The organism is Actinokineospora sp. NPDC051303 (assembly GCF_055586285.1).
In genome coordinates this window covers 55,637-74,155 of the sequence record NZ_JBVJIN010000011.1, presented here as the reverse complement: position 1 = coordinate 74,155, position 18,519 = coordinate 55,637, and the positions used below count along the sequence as shown (strand labels likewise).

The 18,519-nt window shown below is 71.6% G+C and carries 18 protein-coding genes; 17 read left to right on the top strand and 1 reads right to left on the bottom strand.

Annotated features, from left to right (window positions below; genetic code table 11):
• Nucleotides 1–2 precede the first annotated feature (2 nt).
• The 12 genes from mshA to ACZ6SD_RS11325 all read left to right on the top strand — a co-directional run bounded on the left by mshA (nucleotide 3) and on the right by ACZ6SD_RS11325 (nucleotide 11,995).
• The gene (mshA, locus tag ACZ6SD_RS11380) at nucleotides 3–1,298 is read left to right on the top strand and encodes a D-inositol-3-phosphate glycosyltransferase (RefSeq protein ID WP_465316813.1); all 1,296 of its coding nucleotides are present in this window, start codon (nucleotides 3–5) and stop codon (nucleotides 1,296–1,298) included.
• Nucleotides 1,295–1,822: a type III secretion system chaperone family protein gene (locus ACZ6SD_RS11375; protein ID WP_465316812.1), complete on the top strand. Its 528-nt coding sequence runs from the start codon at nucleotides 1,295–1,297 to the stop codon at nucleotides 1,820–1,822. The genes mshA and ACZ6SD_RS11375 overlap by 4 nt, the downstream gene beginning before the upstream one ends.
• A gap of 72 nt (nucleotides 1,823–1,894) precedes the next feature.
• Entirely contained in the window at nucleotides 1,895–2,809 is a 915-nt protein-coding gene (locus ACZ6SD_RS11370) for a DUF4349 domain-containing protein (RefSeq protein ID WP_465316811.1), read from the top strand.
• A 503-nt stretch (nucleotides 2,810–3,312) separates the two neighbouring features.
• On the top strand, nucleotides 3,313–4,059 hold the full coding sequence (locus ACZ6SD_RS11365; protein ID WP_465316810.1) for a phosphoglyceromutase: 747 nt from the start codon (nucleotides 3,313–3,315) through the stop codon (nucleotides 4,057–4,059).
• Between the two features lie 473 nt (nucleotides 4,060–4,532).
• Nucleotides 4,533–5,753 carry a sensor histidine kinase gene (locus ACZ6SD_RS11360; protein WP_465316809.1) on the top strand — a complete coding sequence of 407 codons (1,221 nt, stop codon included), beginning with the start codon at nucleotides 4,533–4,535 and terminating at the stop codon, nucleotides 5,751–5,753.
• Nucleotides 5,750–6,439, top strand: a complete 690-nt coding sequence (locus tag ACZ6SD_RS11355; protein WP_285501317.1) for a response regulator transcription factor — start codon at nucleotides 5,750–5,752, stop codon at nucleotides 6,437–6,439. The genes ACZ6SD_RS11360 and ACZ6SD_RS11355 overlap by 4 nt, the downstream gene beginning before the upstream one ends.
• A 24-nt stretch (nucleotides 6,440–6,463) precedes the next feature.
• The gene (locus ACZ6SD_RS11350) at nucleotides 6,464–7,417 is read left to right on the top strand and encodes a Ppx/GppA family phosphatase (RefSeq protein ID WP_465316808.1); all 954 of its coding nucleotides are present in this window, start codon (nucleotides 6,464–6,466) and stop codon (nucleotides 7,415–7,417) included.
• A gap of 102 nt (nucleotides 7,418–7,519) precedes the next feature.
• Nucleotides 7,520–9,070, top strand: coding sequence for a hypothetical protein (locus tag ACZ6SD_RS11345; RefSeq protein WP_465316807.1), 1,551 nt, complete (start codon nucleotides 7,520–7,522; stop codon nucleotides 9,068–9,070).
• Entirely contained in the window at nucleotides 9,067–9,870 is an 804-nt protein-coding gene (locus ACZ6SD_RS11340; protein ID WP_465316806.1) for a sugar phosphate isomerase/epimerase family protein, read from the top strand. Before ACZ6SD_RS11345 ends, ACZ6SD_RS11340 begins: the two co-directional genes overlap by 4 nt.
• Nucleotides 9,871–9,922: 52 nt before the next feature.
• Complete coding sequence (locus ACZ6SD_RS11335; RefSeq protein WP_465316805.1) at nucleotides 9,923–10,849, top strand: proline dehydrogenase family protein; 927 nt, start codon at nucleotides 9,923–9,925, stop codon at nucleotides 10,847–10,849.
• 61 nt (nucleotides 10,850–10,910) lie between these two features.
• On the top strand, nucleotides 10,911–11,768 hold the full coding sequence (locus ACZ6SD_RS11330; protein WP_465316804.1) for a thioesterase family protein: 858 nt from the start codon (nucleotides 10,911–10,913) through the stop codon (nucleotides 11,766–11,768).
• A complete protein-coding gene (locus ACZ6SD_RS11325; RefSeq protein WP_465316803.1) occupies nucleotides 11,765–11,995 on the top strand; it encodes a hypothetical protein in 231 nt (76 codons plus the stop codon). The genes ACZ6SD_RS11330 and ACZ6SD_RS11325 overlap by 4 nt, the downstream gene beginning before the upstream one ends.
• A 3-nt stretch (nucleotides 11,996–11,998) precedes the next feature.
• On the opposite strand, the gene ACZ6SD_RS11320 is transcribed toward ACZ6SD_RS11325, so the two are convergent.
• Entirely contained in the window at nucleotides 11,999–14,566 is a 2,568-nt protein-coding gene (locus ACZ6SD_RS11320) for a P-loop NTPase fold protein (protein WP_465316802.1), read from the bottom strand.
• Between the two features lie 82 nt (nucleotides 14,567–14,648).
• On the opposite strand from ACZ6SD_RS11320, the gene proC reads away from it, so the two are divergent.
• The 5 genes from proC to ACZ6SD_RS11295 all read left to right on the top strand — a co-directional run bounded on the left by proC (nucleotide 14,649) and on the right by ACZ6SD_RS11295 (nucleotide 18,280).
• Complete coding sequence (proC, locus tag ACZ6SD_RS11315; protein WP_465316801.1) at nucleotides 14,649–15,479, top strand: pyrroline-5-carboxylate reductase; 831 nt, start codon at nucleotides 14,649–14,651, stop codon at nucleotides 15,477–15,479.
• A gap of 127 nt (nucleotides 15,480–15,606) precedes the next feature.
• The gene (locus tag ACZ6SD_RS11310) at nucleotides 15,607–15,825 is read left to right on the top strand and encodes a helix-turn-helix domain-containing protein (protein ID WP_465316800.1); all 219 of its coding nucleotides are present in this window, start codon (nucleotides 15,607–15,609) and stop codon (nucleotides 15,823–15,825) included.
• Between the two features lie 140 nt (nucleotides 15,826–15,965).
• Entirely contained in the window at nucleotides 15,966–16,067 is a 102-nt protein-coding gene (locus ACZ6SD_RS11305; RefSeq protein ID WP_018684825.1) for a 30S ribosomal protein bS22, read from the top strand.
• Between the two features lie 188 nt (nucleotides 16,068–16,255).
• Entirely contained in the window at nucleotides 16,256–17,281 is a 1,026-nt protein-coding gene (locus tag ACZ6SD_RS11300; RefSeq protein WP_465316799.1) for an NAD-dependent epimerase/dehydratase family protein, read from the top strand.
• 27 nt (nucleotides 17,282–17,308) lie between these two features.
• Entirely contained in the window at nucleotides 17,309–18,280 is a 972-nt protein-coding gene (locus ACZ6SD_RS11295) for a lysophospholipid acyltransferase family protein (protein ID WP_465316798.1), read from the top strand.
• Nucleotides 18,281–18,519: the final 239 nt, after the last annotated feature.

Sequence of the window (18,519 nt, the reverse complement as noted above, 5' to 3'; positions counted from 1 at the left end):
ACGTGGTTACTCCCACGCAGCTACGCCGGCCACGTCGGATAGCCGTCCTCTCGGTCCACACGTCCCCGCTGGAGCAACCCGGCACCGGCGACGCGGGCGGGATGAACGTCTACATCACCGAGACGACCACCCGGATGGCGCGGCGCGGCATCGCCGTCGAGGTCTTCACCCGGGCCACGTCCTCCGACCTGCCCCCGGTCGCCGAACTGGCCCCCGGGGTGCTGGTCCGGCACGTCACCGCGGGCCCGTTCGAGGGCCTGGAGCGCGCTGAGCTGCCCGGCCAGCTCTGCGCGTTCACCGCCGGTGTCCTGCGCGCCGAGGCCAGGCACGACCCCGGCCACTACGACCTCATCCACTCGCACTACTGGCTCTCCGGCCAGGTCGGCTGGCTGGCCCGGGAGCGCTGGGGGGTGCCGCTGGTGCACACCGCGCACACCCTGGCCAAGGTCAAGAACGCCGCGCTCGCCGAGGGCGACACCCCCGAGCCGCGCATCCGGGTCATCGGCGAGCAGCAGGTCGTGGACGAGGCCGACCAGCTCATCGCCAACACCGACGTCGAGGCCGCTGAGCTGGTCGACCTCTACGGCGCCGCCCCGGCCAAGGTCCGCGCCATCGCCCCCGGCGTCGACCTCGACCGCTTTCGCCCCGGCGACCGGCGGGCCGCCCGCGCCCGGCTGGGGCTGCCCGAGAACGCGGTGGTGCTGGCCTTCGTGGGCCGCATCCAGCCGCTCAAGGCCCCGGACGTGCTGCTGCGCGCCACCGCGGAACTGCTGGCCCGGGGGACCGTGCCGCGCGACCGGCTGATCGTGCTGGTCGCGGGCGGCCCGTCCGGCTCCGGCCTCGACCAGCCCGCCGCCCTGCAGGACCTGGCGGTGGCGCTGGGCATCGCCGACGTCGTGCGGTTCCTGCCGCCGCAGTCCGGCGACGCCCTGGCCACGGTGTACCGGGCGGCCGACGTGGTCGCCGTGCCCAGCCACAACGAGAGCTTCGGCCTGGTCGCCCTGGAGGCGCAGGCGTGCGGCACGCCGGTGGTGGCCGCGGCCGTGGGCGGGCTCCCGGTGGCCGTCGCCGACCGGGTCTCCGGGCTGCTGGTCGACGGCCACGCCATCGGCGACTGGGCCGACACGCTCGGCAGGCTCGCCACCAGCGCCCCCTTGCGCGCCGAGTTGGCCGCGGGCGCGGTGCGCCATGCCAGGAACTTCTCCTGGGACCGCACGACCGACGCGCTCATCGCGGGCTACGTCGAGGCGGGCCACATGCTGCGCTACTCGCTGCTGCGTGCTGAAGTGGCGTCGTGAGTTCACTGGAATCACTCGATCAGGTCATCAAGGCGACGCTCGATGAGCGGGAGCTGGCGTACGAGCACCCGCAGGCGGGCCGCTTCCATGTCACGCTGCCCGGCACGAAGAAGCAGCAGACCAACTGCTGGCTGATCGTCGGCAACCACGCCCTGGTTGTCGAGGCGTTCGTCTGCCGCAAGCCGGACGAGGCGCACGAGGACGTCTACCGCTTCCTGCTGCGCCGCAACGCGCGCCTCTACGGCGTGCACTACACGGTCGACAGGCTGGGTGACATCTATCTCGTCGGCCGAGTCGGGCACGGCTCGGTGACCCCCGACGAGCTGGACCGGCTGCTCGGGCAGGTCCTCGAAGCCGCGGACGGCGACTTCAACACCCTGCTGGAGATCGGCTTCGCCACCGCGATCCGCCGCGAGTGGGACTGGCGCACCTCGCGCGGTGAGCCGCTGGCCAACCTCAAGGCGTTCGAGCACCTGCTCCAGCCCGCCCAGCGCGCCGCGCGCATGGACGAGTCCGACTCGTGACCCGCGCCCCGCAACGCGGCGCCCGCGCTTTCCCGTCTGAGGGGAAGACAAGAGCGAGCGTTGGAGGGGACTATGCGAGGTCGGTTAGCCGGGTTGGCGTTGGTGTTGGCCGCGGTGGGCGGCGGGGCGGCGTGCGCTGTGGACTCCTCGGAGATGTCGTCCACCTCGGGCGCGGCACCTGAGCGGGCGGCGGTGGCCCCGCAGGCCCCCGCGGGCGCCGGTGACTCCGCCGGTAAGGGCGGGAGCCGCGGCGAGGCCGCGCGCCAGGACCAGCAGGTGGGCCAGCCCGGCGTCAACCGCAAGCTGGTGCGCACGGCCACGCTGGAGATCGCCGCGCCTCGGGTGGGCGAGGCCGCGGACACCGCGCGCGGCGAGGCCATCGCCGCGGGCGGCTACGCGGGCCAGGAGCAGATCGGTGAGCACAGCGCGACGCTGACCCTGCACGTGCCCTCGGACAAGCTCGACGCCGTCCTCCAGCGGCTGACCGACGGCTCGGTAGGCGAGGTGCGGTCCCGCAACCAGACCGCGGAGGACGTCACCGAGCAGCTCATCGACGTGGAGAGCCGGATCGAGACCCAGCGGGCCAGCCTCAACCGGGTCCGGGCGCTGCTGGACCGCGCGACCAGGATCTCCGAGATCGTGGAGCTGGAAGGCGAGGTGACCCGCCGCGAAGCCGACCTGGACTCGCTGCTCAAGCGGCGCGAGGGGCTGGCGGGCAGCGTGGCGATGTCCACGGTGACGCTGCGGATCGCGAAGGTCGGCAGCCCCGCCGCGCCGGTCGCCAAGGACGAGGACGACTTCCTCGACGCGCTGGCCGCTGGCTGGGGCGCGTTCCTGGACGCGGGGAACCTGGTGCTGCGGATCGTCGGCGCGGTGCTGCCCTTCGCGGTGGCCCTCGGCGTGCCCGCGTACGTCGTGTGGCGGATCAAGCGGCGCCGCCGCACCCCGGCTGTCGCGACCCCGGCGGTCGCGCCCGAAGCGGGGTGAGAGTCGCGGGGCGGTTCGCGCGAGGGGGGAGTCGCGATATCGAACCGCCCCGCGGCTGCCCGCGTGGGTCGACCAGGCGGGGGGCACCTGGGACCCGGCGGGTTGTGCGGCTCGGCAGGGGAGTCGAGCCGCGCGGGTCGCCCCCCGGACCAGGGAGTGCGTGGGAGCTGATCCGGTGAGGCTTAGGTCAACTTGGCAGAAGCGGGACGGCCGCACAAGGCCACAGTGTGACCCATTCGTGGATGTCGCCGTCTGTAGGTAACTTTCCGGTGACGAAAATCTGTGATCCGACAACTATGTGTCATTACTCACCGGTTTTCTGGCCTGAACATCCCCCAAATGGGTTACATCCACTAGTGTAGTTGACCGATCTGCGTCCATCCGGCCGAACTTTGGCGGCCGAACGGCGGGGTTCGGCTGTCCGCACCCCGGTTCAGTGGTTGTCAAGGGCCCGGCGGGCAGGTTTTCGCGGCCCTGTTCCCCGGTCTGGCAGGCTTCCGCCCATGGCCATCGGAACCTTGGTGCTGCTCCGCCACGGCGAGAGCGTCTGGAACGCACAGAACCTGTTCACCGGCTGGGTCGACGTCGCCCTCTCCGACAAGGGTGTGGCCGAGGCGGTCCGCGGCGGCGTCCTGATGCGCGAAGCCGGTCTCCTCCCGGACGTCGTGCACACCTCCTTGCAGCGCCGCGCGATCACCACCGCCAACCTCGCCCTCGACTCGGCGGACCGCCACTGGATCCCGGTTAAGCGCGACTGGCGCCTCAACGAGCGCCACTACGGCGCCCTCCAGGGCAAGAACAAGAAGGAGACCCTGGCCCAGTACGGCGAAGAGCAGTTCATGCTCTGGCGCCGCTCCTACGACACGCCGCCCCCACCCATCGAAAAGGGCAGCGAGTTCAGCCAGGACACCGACCCCCGCTACGCCCCCCTGGGCGACGCGGCCCCCCTCACCGAGTGCCTCAAGGACGTGGTGGTCCGCCTGGTCCCCTACTGGGAGACCGAGATCGTCCCCGACCTCCAAGCGGGCAAAACGGTCCTCATCGCCGCCCACGGCAACTCCCTCCGAGCCCTGGTTAAGCACCTGGAGGGCATCTCCGACGAGGCCATCGCAGGCCTGAACATCCCCACCGGCATCCCCCTCCGCTACGACCTGGACGACTCCCTCAAGCCCCTCACCCTGGGCGGCCAATACCTCGACCCAGCAGCAGCCGCAGCCGCCATCAGCGCAGTCGCCAACCAGGGCCGCTAACACCAACCAGGGTCCAAACGATCACCCCGCACTCCTTCGGGCGTGGGTGCCGGTGTCTGTCGGCAGACCCACCCACCTGCCAACCGCACCCACGCCCGCCAGGTGCTCGATGGGGTGGAGTGGTTTCTTCGGGGGAGAAGGAAGATCGCTAAGCTGGCTCCGCGCGTGTGAGGCCGAAGGCTTCCCACCCGTCTTTCACACGGCGATCTTCCTTCGTAGGGGCCCCGAAGAAACCACTCCGCCCCATCGAGCAACCCCCGGAACCAGCCCCACCCGAGCAAACGCATCCATCGAGGCCACCTTCGCGAAGGTGGCCTTCCGCATTTCGGCGTGATCTACCCCGCAGTAGGACACGAACGAGTGAACAAGGGCTGGCCACTGCGAGAACAAGGCGGCCTAATGGTGTCGGCACGGTCACCAAAGCGGTTTCGAGGCTGGTCAAAACGACCACCGGCCTGTTTACGATCCCTCCTGTGGCCGCCCCGGTCTGTTTCGCGCTGTCGCTCGGCACCCTGCTGATCGGCCTGTATGTCGGTTTCCTCTCCGGACGGTCCCGGAGCAGCGGAACTGGCCGCAGGCCGCCCGGCCCCACCGTCGCCGAGCTGGTCCAACGTCTCGTCCACTCCTCGCACACCGGAGTGGTCGTGCTCAACCGCTTCGGCGATGTGGTGATCCACAATCCGCGCGCCGAGACTCTTGGCCTGGTGCGCGACCACCGCGTTGACGACCGTGCCCGCAAGGCCGCCGAGGTCGTTTTGGAGACCGGCGAGCCCATCGAGATCGATCTTTCGCCGCTGGAGTCGCGCGGGGGGCGGTCGCCGGAGGCGGTGTTGGGCGAGGTCCGGCCGCTGGGTGAGGGTTTCACCGTGGTCGACGCGGACGACCAGTCCGACGCGGTGCGCCTTGAGGCCACTCGGCGCGATTTCGTGGCCAACGTCAGCCATGAGCTCAAGACCCCGGTGGGCGCGATGGCGCTGCTGGCCGAGGCCGTTCTCGACGCGGCGGACGACCCGGTCGAGGTGCGCCGGTTCACCACCAAGATCCTGCATGAGGGCAACCGGCTGGGGACGCTGGTCACCGAGCTGATCGCGTTGTCCCGCCTCCAGGGGGCCGAGCGGCTGCCGGAGATGAACACCGTCAGCGTCGACGCTGTGGTGCGCGAGGCGATGGGCCGGGCCCGGTTGGTCATGGAGTCCACCGGCATCGAGGTGACCACCGACGAGGACAGCGACCTGTTTGTCGAGGGCGACCGGACGCTGCTGGTCACGGCCTTGTCGAACCTGCTGGAGAACGCCCTGGCTTACTCGTCGCCGGGCAGCCCGGTGTCGGTGAGCCGCCAGCTCGTGGACGGGTTTGTCGAGATCGCGGTGACCGACCGCGGCATCGGCATCGCCGAGGAGGAGCAGCAGCGGGTGTTCGAGCGGTTCTACCGCGTCGACAAGGCCCGTTCCCGCGCCACCGGCGGCACCGGCCTCGGCCTGGCCATCGTCAAGCACGTCGCGGCCAACCACGGCGGCCAGGTGAAGCTGTGGAGCAAGCCCGGCCTCGGCTCGACGTTCACGCTGCGCATCCCCGCGCACGTCAACGCGGTCGCCGACCCCCAGAACAGCGTGGAGCTCAGCAGGGTGGGCGGCCGCGTGAGTGCTCCGTCGAAAGCCGACGGCGCCGGTACCGATCACGGAGGAATGGCATGACGAGAGTGCTGATCGTCGAGGACGAGGAGTCCTTCGCCGACCCGCTTGCCTTCCTGCTGCGCAAGGAGGGCTTCACCGCCGCGGTGGCCGCGACCGGCCAGCAGGCGCTGGAGGAGTTCGACCGCAACGGCGCCGACATCGTGCTGCTCGACCTGATGCTGCCCGGCATGAGCGGCACCGACGTCTGCAAGGCCCTCCGTCAGCGCTCGGCCGTGCCGGTGATCATGGTGACCGCCCGTGACAGCGAGATCGACAAGGTGGTCGGCCTCGAACTCGGCGCCGACGACTACGTGACCAAGCCCTACTCCGCGCGTGAGCTGATCGCCCGGGTGCGCGCGGTGCTGCGCCGCGGCGGCGAGGCTGGCGGCGACGGCGAGCTGCTGCCGCAGGTCCTGGCCGCTGGCCCGGTCCGGATGGACGTGGAACGGCACGTGGTGACCGTGGACGGCACCGACATCCCGCTGCCGCTCAAGGAGTTCGACCTGCTGGAGTACCTGCTGCGCAACGTGGGCCGGGTGCTGACCCGCGGCCAGTTGATCGACCGGGTGTGGGGGGCGGACTACGTGGGCGACACCAAGACCCTGGACGTGCACGTCAAGCGGCTGCGCTCGAAGATCGAGCCCGACCCGGCCTCGCCTCGGCACCTGGTGACCGTGCGCGGCCTGGGTTACAAGTTCGAGTCCTGATCGAGTGCCTGTACGGTTCTAGCCGTGCGCCTCGGTGTGCTAGACGTCGGCTCCAACACCGTCCACCTGCTTGTGGTGGACGCGCGTCGTGGCGCGCACCCCACGCCCGCGCGGTCGGAGAAGACCGTGCTGCGGCTGGCCGAGCGGATCAACGCCTCGGGGCAGCTGTCCAAGGCGGGCGCCGACGAGCTGGTGCGCACCGTGGCCGCGGCCAAGGCGTCCTCGGTGCGGCTGGGCTGCGAAGACCTGATGGCCTTCGCGACCTCGGCGGTGCGGGAGGCGAGCAACTCGGCGGCGGTGCTGCGTCGGGTCGCGAAGGAGACCGGGGTCAACCTGCGGGTCTTATCCGGTGAGGACGAGGCCCGCTACACCTTCCTCGCGGCCCGCCGCTGGTACGGCTGGTCGGCGGGGAACCTGCTGGTCCTCGACATCGGCGGCGGCTCGCTGGAGATCGCGGCCGGTATCGATGAGGACCCCGATTTCGCCTGGTCGCTCCCGTTGGGCGCGGGCAGGCTGACCCGCACCCGGTTCACCAGCGACCCGCCGAGCCGCGACCAGATCGACAAGACCGTCGAGTGGCTGGCCGACGAGCTGGCCCCGGTGGCGAAGAAGATCGCGAAGTTCGGCGTGCCGGACCGGGTGGTGGCCACCTCCAAGACGTTCCGGAGCCTGGCCAGGCTGACCGGGGCGGCGCCGTCGTCGGCCGGACCGAGGGTGCGCCGGGTCCTCACCGAGGACGGGCTGCGCCAGTTGATCGCGTTCATCTCCCGGATGTCCGCGACCGACCTGGCCGAACTGGAGGGTGTCAGCCCCAGCCGGGCGCACCAGCTGGTGGCGGGCGCGCTGGTGGCGCAGGCCACTATGCGAGCGTTGTCACTGCCGGAGTTGGAAATCGGTCCGTGGGCGCTGCGCGAGGGCGTCATCCTTAGGCGGCTGGACCAGACGAACGGTGAGGACCACACTGTCTCCTCGGATTGACGTCAACGACGGTGGCGCCCGCACCCGAACGTCTACGCCGGTGCCGCCCGCGGAGCGTGCGGCAACTGGACGGATCGGGCTGCACGGGGCACGGTGGAGTGGATGAGTCAAGAAGGCGGTTCGGAGCGCACCCAGCGCACCGTGGCGGAGTTGCTGGCCAAGTACGGCGGCAACGCGGGCGAGAGCGCGCCCCGGCGACGGCGCAGGCGGCCCGACGACGCCTCGGACACCGCGCCGCAGGCGATCATCGAGCGGGTCCTGTCCGACAGCGGCACGATGCTGCCGATCCGCGACGACCAGGAGCCGCACGAGCGCGCGTCGCACCGGCAGGTCCGCGGTCCGCAGCCCAAGCCGCAGCAGCCGCTGCCGCCGCCGTCGCCCGCTGAGCTGACCCAGCAGCATCCGGCGCCGCCGCCGCTGTCGCCGCGGGAGGCGGACGCCGAGCGCGGCCAGCGCTCGGCGGCTCCCGTCGAGCGCCCGCAGCGGGCCGCGCAGCCGCTGCCCCCGGTCGAGCGCACCCAGCAGCACCCGGCGCAGCCCGCGCCGGGGGAGCGGCCCGGGTCGCATTCGCAGCCGCTGCCCGCGCCGTCGCGGCGGCGGGCGGCCGAGCCGCCGGTCCGGGAGCCCGCGCGGCCGCAGCGCCCGCCGGTCAACGCCCGGCTCGACGCGCCGGACCCGCACACCGAGCAGCTGCCCCGGGTTCCCGAGGACGGTCCCGACCCGGCCGAGCCCCCGGCGGGTCTCGGTCCGGGTCCCGCGGGCCGCGCGCCTCTGCTGCCCCGCCGCGCGCCGGGCACGTCCCGGCGGCCAGGGCAGCCGCAGCCGTCGCAAGCGCTGCCCAAGCCGCCGGTCGGCCCGCAGCCCTCGCAGCCGCTGCAGAAGCCGCCCGTGGGCCCGCAGCCGTCCCAGCAGCTCCAGAAGCCGCCGGTGAGCCCGCAGCCGTCGCAACAGCTGCCCAAGCCGCCCGTGGGGCCGCAGCCGCTGCAGAAGCCGCCGATGGGGCCGCAGCCGTCCCAGCAGCTTCCCCGGCCGCCGATCGGCCCGCAGCCGTCGCAGGCGCTGCCCAAGCCGCAGCCCTCGCAGGCGCTGCCCAAACCGGGCTTCCCGCCTCGGCGGCCAGCGGACTTCCCCGGCGACGCGTCCCAAACCGAGATCGACCCGCAGGGCGCGCCGCCGGAGTTCCTGGAGGAGCACGAGGGCTTCGATGAGAAGGCCGCCACCCGGTTCACCGACTACCAGGCCCACGACGAGTTCCCGGGCGGCGGCCGCGACCGGGACGCCGATGACGACAGCGCCGACCTGGGCGACCTAGACGGCTTGGACGATGACGACGAGCGCGACCTCGATGACGAGCGCGACCGGGGTCTCGATGACCTGGACGACGAGACCTCGCCCGGCCGCGAGTGGCTGATCATGGCCGGGCAGCTCGCCCTCGGCGTGGTCGGCGGCGCGGTGGTCTGGCTGCTGTTCAACTGGCTGTGGCGGGTGCTGCCCGCGGCGGCGCTGGTCGGCGCGCTGGCCGTGATCGTCGGGCTGGTGCTGCTCGTCCGCAAGATCCGCCGCGCGGAAGACCTGCAGACCACGGTGCTCGCGGTGCTGGTCGGCCTGGTCGCGACGGTGTCCCCGGCCGTCCTGCTCCTCCTGGGACGTTGACCGCGATCCCGGTCGGCCTGTCCACCGCGTCTGTGTGGCCGCAGAGCGCGGCCACCGCCTTCGCGCTGGCGGCCGAACTCGGCTACGACGGCGTCGAGGTGATGGTCTGGGCCGATCCGCTCAGCCAGAACGTGAGCGGCCTGCGCCGCCGCGCGCGGGAGACCGGCACGCCGGTGCTGGCCGTGCACGCGCCGTGCCTGCTCATCACCCAGCGGGTGTGGTCGCCGGACCCGGAGACCCGGCTGCGCCGCTCGGTCGAGGTCGCCCAGGACCTCGGGGCGCCCACCGTCGTGGTGCACCCGCCGTTTCGCTGGCAGCGCCGCTACGCCGACGGCTTCGCCGACCTGGTCGCGGAGCTTGAGGACGGCAGCGGCGTGGCCGTGGCGGTGGAGAACATGTTCCCGGTGCGGCGCGGCCTGGGGGCCCGGTCGGTGGAGATGTCGGCGTTTCGGCCCTCGATCGACCCGACCGACGTCGGGCACCGGCACTACACCCTCGACCTGTCGCACACCGCGGCCGCGCACGTCGACGCGATGGCGCTGGCCGAGCGGATGGGCGACGGCCTCGCGCACGTGCACCTCGCCGATGGCACCGGCCTGCCCAAGGACGAGCACCTGGTCCCCGGGCGCGGCGACCAGCCGTGCGCGCGGCTGTGCGAGTCGCTGGCCGCGCGCGGGTTCGCCGGGCAGGTGGTGCTGGAGATCAACACGCGGCGGGCGAAGGGTCCGGGCGAGCGGGCCAAGGAACTGGCCGAGGCGCTGCTGTTCGCCCGCTGGCACCTGAGCGCGCCCGGAAGGTAGGACGACCGGATGCCTGGCTGGCGACCGGCGTCCGGGCCGTAAAGTCTGCCGCGTGAACCCGTTGCGCTCGATGATCTTGGCCGCGGCCCGGAACGACAAGATCCGTTCCCTGGTGGCCACCGCTCCGGTCAGCCGGGACGTGGTCAGCCGCTTCGTCGCGGGCGAGACCACCGCCGACGCCGTCGCCGTGACCCGGCGACTGGTCGACTCCGGCCTCGCCGTCACCCTCGACTACCTCGGCGAGGACACCACTGACGCCACCCACGCCGCGCACACCGTCGACGCCTACGTCGAACTCTTGAACTGTCTGAGCGCGGAGAACCTCGCTGACCGCGCCGAGGTAAGCGTGAAGCTCTCCGCCGTCGGTCAGCTGCTTGACGAGAACCTGGCGCTCGACAACGCCGCCCGCATCTGCCGGGCCGCCGCGGCGGCGGGCACCACGGTCACCCTCGACATGGAGGACCACACCACCACCGACTCGACCCTGCGCGTGCTCGGCGAGCTGCGGCGGACCTGGCCGTGGGTGGGCGCCGTGCTCCAGTCCTACCTGCGCCGCACCCTGGACGACGCCACCCGGCTCGCCACCGAGGGCTCCCGCGTGCGGCTGTGCAAAGGGGCCTACGCCGAGCCCGAGACGGTGGCCTACCCGGACACCGCCGAGGTCGACAAGAGCTACGTCCGCTGCGTCAACGCGCTGCTCGCGGGCGCGGGCTACCCCATGTTCGCCACCCACGACCCGCGCCTGATCCGGATCATCGGCGAGCGCGCCCGGGCCAACGGCCGCGAACCCGGCGGCTTCGAATATCAGATGCTCTTCGGGATTCGGCCGGAAGAACAACTCAGATTGGCGCGGTTGGGCAATACTGTCCGGGTCTATGTGCCGTATGGCGGAGAGTGGTACGGGTATCTGATGCGCAGAATGGCCGAGCGTCCCGCGAACACGATGTTCTTCCTCCGCGCCGTGATGTCCCGGTCGTGAACGGTCGTTGATCCGTGGCGCAGCGTAAAATCGTCCGGCCTGGCGTGGCAGGCTATCGCCCATGAGTAGTGCTGCTGGGCACGGCGACGTTCGGGCGGGCGGCCCGGCGCCCGCGGGTGGGGCGTTCGCCGCGGCCGTCAGGGTGCGACCGCTGGGGGACGGCACCTTCGCCGCCGACCTCCCGGCCGCCTGGACCGTCGGGGGGCGTCCGCACGGGGGATTCCTGATGGCGTTGCTGGCCAAGGCCGGGGTCGCCACGCACAACGGGGCGGGGGCGCCCCTGATCGACCCGCTGTCGGTGAGCGCGCAGTTCCTGCGCCCGCCCGGCGTGGGACCGGTGCTGCTGCGCACCGACGTGCGCAAGTCCGGGCGCCGCACGACAGTCGTGTCCGTGCACCTGGAGCAGAGCGGGCACAGCTGCGTCGAGGGCGTGGTCACCACCGGCAGGCTCCCCAGGGAACGCGCCGCCTGGGCCGACCTGCCCAACCAGCCCGCCGAACCGCCGGGCAACGCGATCGATTTGGCCGCGATGCCCTCGGCCGCGGTGTTCCGGCTCAGCGAGTCCTGCGACGTCCGGCTCGACCCCAACGGCGCGGGCTTCCTGCACGGCCACGTCGGCGACCCGCTGCGGCTGCGGCTGTGGGCCCGCCCGCGCGGCGAACCGGCGGACGCGCTGTTCGCCTTGGTCGCCGGGGACATCTCGATGCCGGTGACGTTCAACCTGGGCAGGCTCGGCTGGTCGCCCACGGTCCAGCTCACCGCGCACCTGCGCTCCCGGCCCGCGCCGGGCTGGCTGCGCATCCAGGTCGAGTCCAAGGCGGTCCACGGCATGTGGTTCGACGCGGACGCCACCGTGGTCGACTCGACCGGCAGGCTGGTTTGCCAGGCCCGGCAGCTGGCCCTGTCCGCGATCGGATGAGCATCCCGGAGTGGCTGCGCCCGGCGGGGGACGAGCCCCCGCCGGACCGCCGCCGCGCGCGGCGCCTGCTCGCCGTCATCGTCGCGGCGCTGGTCGCGGCGGCCGGGATCACCTGGGGGATCGTGCTGGCCGTTGACGAGCCGCGCGTGGTCACCTGCACCGCGGCCCCCGACGTCGCGCCCGCGGTGGAAACCCTCGTCCACCTCATCGCGGGCGCCGACTGCTAGATGCTAGAGCGGTGGGGACTGGGCCAGGCCCCACACCTCGCGGAACTCATCGATCTGCACCCAGGCCAGCCGGGGGTGCACGGCCAGCGACTGCTTCGCGGTGGCCAGCAGCTCGAAGGACGCGATCTGGGCGGCGGTGACACCGTCCGGGGCCGATTCCAGGTATTCGTCGGTTTCGCGGGTGAACACCTCCAGGACCGTCGCGCAGTGGTAGAGGTAGGTCCCGGTCTGCCGGACGAGGCGGATGAACGCGGCCGAGTGGTCGGCCTGCCGGATCTGGCCAAGCTGGGCCACCACCCCGTGGACACTGGCTGCGGTCGGGCGCAGGGTGCGGATGACGCGCAGGAAGTCGGTCGGATCGTCCTCGGGGTCGAGCTGGCCGAGGGCGATCTGGATGGCGTGCGCCTTGCGGTCCATGTCGTCGCCGACCAGGCGGGCGCAGACGGTGTCCAGCACCGGCGGCTCGGCCGCGTCCACCGCGACCGCGACCATCGCCCTGGCCACCCGGCGCACGTCGCGCGGCAGGCCGCCCGCGAGGCAGTGCGCCAGCCGCACGAACGGCTCGGGCAGGCCGAGGACCCAGCTCCGCAGCAGCAGGCTCGTGTCGGCCAGGTCCAGGTTGTTCACCGGGACGATCTCCTGGAACGCGCTGTCGAACGCGTCGCGCACGGGCAGCCCGCGCCGCTCGAACGCGGCCAGGGCGTCGCTGGACACCGACACGATGAACTGGGTGCGCGGCGCGGCGAAGATGCCCTTGATCTCGTTGATGAACCGCTGCGCCGCCTCGGCCGACTCGATCTTGTCCAGCTCATCGATGGCGATCACGACCGCCGGGTCGCCGGGGTACGCGCGGACGGTCGCGGCCAGGAACCGCTCGAACGCGTCGATGATCTCCGGGTAGGTCAGCGGGTGCTCGGCGAGCTGCGCGGTCTTGTTCCAGTTCCCCTCGGCCGTGCCCACGGTGAACTTGCCCGACCAGCCGCTGGTGTGGGTTTGCAGGTAGCGGATCTGCACGAGCTGGTCCCGCGCCCGCGCGGCCAGCGCCACCGGCTGGTCGCGGACCGTCCGCCCGAGACCGGCGAGCCAGCGCAGCGCCGCGACCACCGCCCGGCCGACGCTCGGCGCGAGCGTCCACAGCAGCATCCCGAGCGAGACCAGCGCGGCGAGGACGAACACCGCTGACGGAATCAGCCAGAGGTCGTACGCGCGGATCTTGTCCCACATCGGCCTGCCGAACACGCCACCCGGCCCGACCAGCGGCAGCGCGGCGGCCACCGCCAGCGCGGCGGAAAGCACCGTCAGGATCGCGAACCGGCCCGCCCGGCCGCGCCTGCTCACCCGGACCTCGCCCAGCGCGACGCGCTCGCCTTCGCGGGCGATGACCGCGTGGCACACCTTCGCGAACAGGTGCAGCACGAACTCCCGCGCCTCGTACTGCACCGGCGCGGACACGACGATCTTGAGCGGACCGGTGTCCGGCCCGACCCGGCCCGCGAAGAAGTCGATCAGCGTGGTCTTGCCGACCCCGCGTGGGCCAGCCAGCCCGATCGACCCGCTGCGCGAACGCCGGGCCGCGTCCAGGAACCGCCGCACCGACCCGGTGACCTGGGCCATCGACGCCGCCCGGTCGCCGCCGAGGCCCGGAGCCGACTCCGGGGTCAGCTCTAGGCTGGTCCGGCGGATCGGGGCCAGGTGCGCGTTGAGGACGCGGCGCATGACGGGCAGCACCCCGTCGTCCAGCACCGTTTTCAGCCACTCCGCCCGCGCGGCCTCGACCTGCTCGGCCGCTCGCCGCTGCGGCACCGTCGAGGACCCCAGCTTCCCGGTCAGGTCCATGGCCGCGACGATCAGCAGGACCAGCCCGAACAGCCCGGAGAGCCCGGCGAAGACCCAGGCGAGCACCTGCCAGACCGCGTGCACGCCGTCCCCGAGCCCGGTCGCCAGCCAGACCGGGACGAGCAGAATCAACCCCAAAACGATCATGCCGATGGACACGGTCCGGTTCGACACGGCGCCGGGGCGCGGGTTGTCCGCGTTGGCCGCGGCGCTGCGCGCCCGGACCAGCCGGTCCCGCTCGGCCGCTGCCCGGCTCAGGATCGCGGCGCGCTCGGCGTGCACCGCTTCCACCAGGATCTCGGCGTCCAGGCCCGCGCGGGCCAAGCCGGTGGTGATCTCCGGGAGCCGCAGCGCCCCCTCGATTACCTCGGCCAGCAGCTCGGTCTCCAGCTCCTCCGGGCTGAGCTTCGCGCTCGCCGACTCGGCGTAGGACTCCAGCGACTCCAGGTTGTCCAGCTCGACCGGCTCCGCCTGACCCCAACCCGACGACGACTCCGGCCACTCCCCGCTCGTCCACGGCGGTGCCTGCGTCGCCGTGGCATCCCAGGACAGCGGTGGCCAGACCTGCTGCGGGGTGCCGCCGTACGCGCCGCCGGGCTGGAGCGTGGGGACCGGCGTCTGCGAACTCGTCGCGCTGCCCAGGATCTGGTCCCGCCGTTCGCGATAGGCCGCGGCGGTGATGTCGCCGCGCGCCAACTCCGTGTCGAGCGCGCGCAGATCGTCCTGCCAACTCACCGGGCCACCTCACAAGGTCGGGATGTGCCGCACCACGTTATTGGGCGGGACCCCCTCGGACCCAGTGGTTAGCCTGACGGACATGACTGACGAGAAAGGGCGTCCCACGATCGCCGTGCTCGGCGCGGGCAAGATCGGCGAGGCGCTGCTGTCCGGGCTGCTGAACGGCGGCAGGCAGGCGGACGAGCTGCTGTTCACCGAGCGCTACCCGGAGCGGTCCGCGCAGCTGACCAGCGCCTACGGCATCCGCGCCACCGACGTGCCCACCGCGGCCAAGACCGCCGACGTGTTGGTCGTCGCGGTGAAGCCGCAGGACATCGAGCCGCTGCTGGACGAACTCGCCCCCGTCATCGACGCCGAGACCCTGGTCGTGTCGCTGTGCGCGGGACTGCCGACGTCGCTGTTCGAGCGGCGGCTGCCCGCCGGGGTGCCGGTCGTGCGGGTCATGCCGAACACGCCGATGCTGGTCGGCGAGGCCATGAGCGCGATCTCGCCGGGCAGGCACGCCGAGGCCGAGCACCTGGCGACGGTGGAGGAGATGCTGTCCACGGTCGGGAAGGTCGTGCGGGTGCCCGAGGCGCAGCAGGACGCGGTGACCGCGCTGTCCGGGTCCGGCCCGGCGTACTTCTTCTTCCTGGTCGAGGCCATGATCGACGCGGGTATCCTGCTCGGCCTGCCGCGGGCGGTCGCCGAGGCGCTGATCATCCAGTCCGCTGTCGGCGCGGCCGCCATGCTCGCCCAGACCGGCGAGCACCCCGTCATCCTCCGCGAGGCCGTCACCTCGCCCGCGGGCACGACCATCAGCGCTATCCGTGAGCTGGAGAAACACGGCGTGCGGGCCGCGCTGATCGCCGCCATCGAGGCCGCCCGGGACCGCTCCCGGGAACTGGGGGCGGCGCACGAGCCGCGTTGAGGCGATTCGGCGACTGTGACGTCGCATCAGTCACACCTGTCCCGCTACTCTCGATAGAGCACGTGCGTGTCGAATCCGTCGGTGGGGAAGCCGGCGGCGCGACGCGTGTTTAAGGACGCGGTGAGCCATGCCTGCGAACAAGCGCGACCCAGACCCGCCCGGGCTCTCCCAGGTGCAGTTCCTGACGGTGGCCGAGGTGGCGACCCTGATGCGAGTCTCGAAGATGACCGTCTACCGGCTCGTGCACAGCGGCGAACTACCTGCGGTGCGGGTAGGCAAGTCCTTCCGGGTGCCCGAGAAGGCCGTGCACGACTATCTGCAGAACGCCTACTTCGACGCGGGCTGACCAGGCCGCCGGCAGGCGCGCGCGGACGAGCGGGTACTCTGGTCAGCCGTTGTGCCTGGTGTCTTGGCGCGCGTCCGTGACGTCGCCGCACCGGAGCGCCGGACACCGGAACGACTCACCGTCGAGAGCTAGGGATCCTTATGGGCTCGGTCATCAAGAAGCGCCGCAAGCGCATGTCGAAGAAGAAGCACCGCAAGCTGCTGCGCAAGACTCGCGTCCAGCGTCGCAAGCTCAAGAAGTAGCTTCTTCCCTCGCCCACGGCCCGCGCCCGCACCCGCATCGGGGGCGGGCGCTGGCCGTGGGTGAGCCGGATCGGGTGGTTTACCCCAACAACCCGTGTGACCTGCGTTAAGAGTCCGTTGCCGCGTTCCGATCGATCTCCGCGGCCGAGTAGTGTCGGGTTTCCAACGCCAACTCCCCAGGGAAACCCGTGACACCCAAAGTCGTCTTGGTCACCGGTGTCGGCGGCTACCTCGGCGGCAACCTGGCCGCCCGGCTCGCGGCGAACCCGGACATCGACCGTGTGCTCGGCGTCGACACCACCGCGCCGCACCGCGACGTCGTCCGCAGGCTGGGCCGCGCGGAGTTCGTCCGCGCCGACATCCGCAACCCGCTGATCGCCAAGGTGATCACCGCGGCCGAAGTCGACACCGTCGTGCACGCCTCCCTGACGGCGAACCCGCCCGGCCCGTCACGCCGCACGCCGATCAAGGAAATGAACGTCATCGGCACCATGCAGCTGCTGGCCGCCTGCCAGCGCGCCCCGTCGGTGCGCAAGCTGGTGGTCAAGTCGACGGCGGCGGTCTACGGGGCAGGCGCCCGCTCACCAGCGGTGTTCACCGAGGACGACGCCCCCAAGGACATCTCCTCCAGCGGCTACGCCAAGGACGCCGTCGAAGTCGAGTCCTACGTGCGCGGCTTCAGCCGCAGGCGCCCCGACGTCGACGTCACCCTGATCCGGCTCACGAACCTCATCGGCCCCCGCGTCGACACCGTCCTCACCCGCTACTTCGCGCTGCCGGTCGTGCCCACCGTGCTGGGCTACGACGCCCGCATCCAGCTCCTGCACTCCGAGGACGCGCTGGCCGTCCTGGAACAGGCCGCGGTGCGCGGCGCCCCCGGGGTGTTCAACGCGGGCGGCGACGGCGTGCTGATGCTCTCGCAGGCCATCCGCCGCGCGGGCCGCATCCCGCTGCCCGTGCTGCGCTCGGCGATCCCCGCGGCGGGCCGCATCCTGCGCGGCGCCCGCCTGGTCGACTTCTCCCCGGACCACGTCCGGTACCTCAACTACGGCCGGGTCGTGGACACCACCCGGCTGCGCACGGTGTTCGGCTTCACCCCCCGCTGGACGACCCGGCAGGCGTTCGACGACTACGTGCACGGCAACGCCCTGCGTCCGGTGATCAGTCCAGAACTGTTCGATGGCCTCGAACACCGCGTGCTCGGCACCCGGTGACGTATCGGTAAGAAGGTGGCGGCAGGTATGCGGGAAGCCAGAGTCATCCCCCTCCAGCGGACGGAGCGCCGCAGGCAGCTCCCACCCCTGCCGCACCCCGACCGCCCACCCGTCGAACCGACCCCGCTGCGGCCCGCCCCCACGCCGACCGAGCCGTCCACCCTCCGCCGAGCCGTCGCCGACGCCCTCGCCTTCGCCCGCCGCAGATTCACCGGCGACTACACCGTCGACCAGTTCGGCTTCGACCAGGACCTCACCGAGACCCTGCTGCTCCCACCCCTGCGCGCGCTCTACCGCAACTGGTTCCGCGTCGAAGTCAGCGGCGTGGCAAACCTGCCGGTCGACGGCGGGGCCCTGATCGTCAGCAACCACTCCGGCACCCTGCCGATCGACGCGCTGATGACCGCCGTCGCCGTCCACGACAACCACCCCGACCAGCGCTACCTGCGGATGCTGGGCGCCGACCTGGTGTTCCAGGTCCCGCTGCTCGGCGCGCTCGCGCGCAAGTCCGGGCAGACGCTGGCCTGCAATCCGGACGCGGAGCGGCTGCTGCGCTCGGGGGAGTTGGTGGGGGTGTGGCCGGAAGGTTTCAAGGGGGTTGGGAAGCCGTTCGCCGACCGGTACAAGTTGCAGCGGTTTGGTCGGGGTGGGTTTGTGTCCGCCGCTTTGCGTACTGGGGTGCCGATTATTCCGTGCTCGATTGTGGGGGCGGAAGAGATTTATCCCAAGATCGGGGATTTGAAGGCGGTGGCGCGGTTGTTGGGGCTGCCGTACTTTCCGATTACGCCGACGTTTCCGTTGTTGGGGCCGTTGGGGGTGGTTCCGCTTCCGTCGAAGTGGCATATTCGGTTTGGGGAGCCGATTGGCACGGAGGGGTTTGGGCCTGCGGCTGAGGAAGATCCGATGCTGGTGTTCAACCTGACTGACCAGGTGCGGGAGACGATTCAGCAGACGCTGTATCGGATGTTGAATCAGCGGGGGAATCCGTTTTTGGGGTGATCTCTCGGCTTCCGTGGTTCTCGCTTCGGGGGTCTGCTCGATGGGGTGGAGTGGTTTCTTTGGGGCCCCTACGAAGGAAGATCCCGTCGTGGGAAAGACGGGTGGGGAGCCTTCGGCCCCACGACCACGGCGAGTTTAGGGATCTTCCTTCACCCCCAAAGAAACCACTCCACCCCATCGAGCACTGGGCGGGCGTCGGTTTCGTTTCGGTGGGGGTCCTGTTCGCTCCACCCCTATCT

Excerpts from the sequence above, each read along its gene's own strand:
- ACZ6SD_RS11355 (WP_285501317.1), top strand. The coding sequence starts at position 5,750 with ATGACGAGAGTGCTGATCGTCGAGGACGAGGAGTCCTTCGCCGACCCG.
- ACZ6SD_RS11330 (WP_465316804.1), top strand. The coding sequence starts at position 10,911 with ATGAGTAGTGCTGCTGGGCACGGCGACGTTCGGGCGGGCGGCCCGGCG.
- ACZ6SD_RS11310 (WP_465316800.1), top strand. The coding sequence starts at position 15,607 with ATGCCTGCGAACAAGCGCGACCCAGACCCGCCCGGGCTCTCCCAGGTG.
- ACZ6SD_RS11295 (WP_465316798.1), top strand. The coding sequence starts at position 17,309 with ATGCGGGAAGCCAGAGTCATCCCCCTCCAGCGGACGGAGCGCCGCAGG.
- ACZ6SD_RS11305 (WP_018684825.1), top strand. The coding sequence starts at position 15,966 with ATGGGCTCGGTCATCAAGAAGCGCCGCAAGCGCATGTCGAAGAAGAAG.
- ACZ6SD_RS11370 (WP_465316811.1), top strand. The coding sequence starts at position 1,895 with ATGCGAGGTCGGTTAGCCGGGTTGGCGTTGGTGTTGGCCGCGGTGGGC.
- ACZ6SD_RS11345 (WP_465316807.1), top strand. The coding sequence starts at position 7,520 with ATGAGTCAAGAAGGCGGTTCGGAGCGCACCCAGCGCACCGTGGCGGAG.
- ACZ6SD_RS11325 (WP_465316803.1), top strand. The coding sequence starts at position 11,765 with ATGAGCATCCCGGAGTGGCTGCGCCCGGCGGGGGACGAGCCCCCGCCG.
- proC (WP_465316801.1), top strand. The coding sequence starts at position 14,649 with ATGACTGACGAGAAAGGGCGTCCCACGATCGCCGTGCTCGGCGCGGGC.
- ACZ6SD_RS11365 (WP_465316810.1), top strand. The coding sequence starts at position 3,313 with ATGGCCATCGGAACCTTGGTGCTGCTCCGCCACGGCGAGAGCGTCTGG.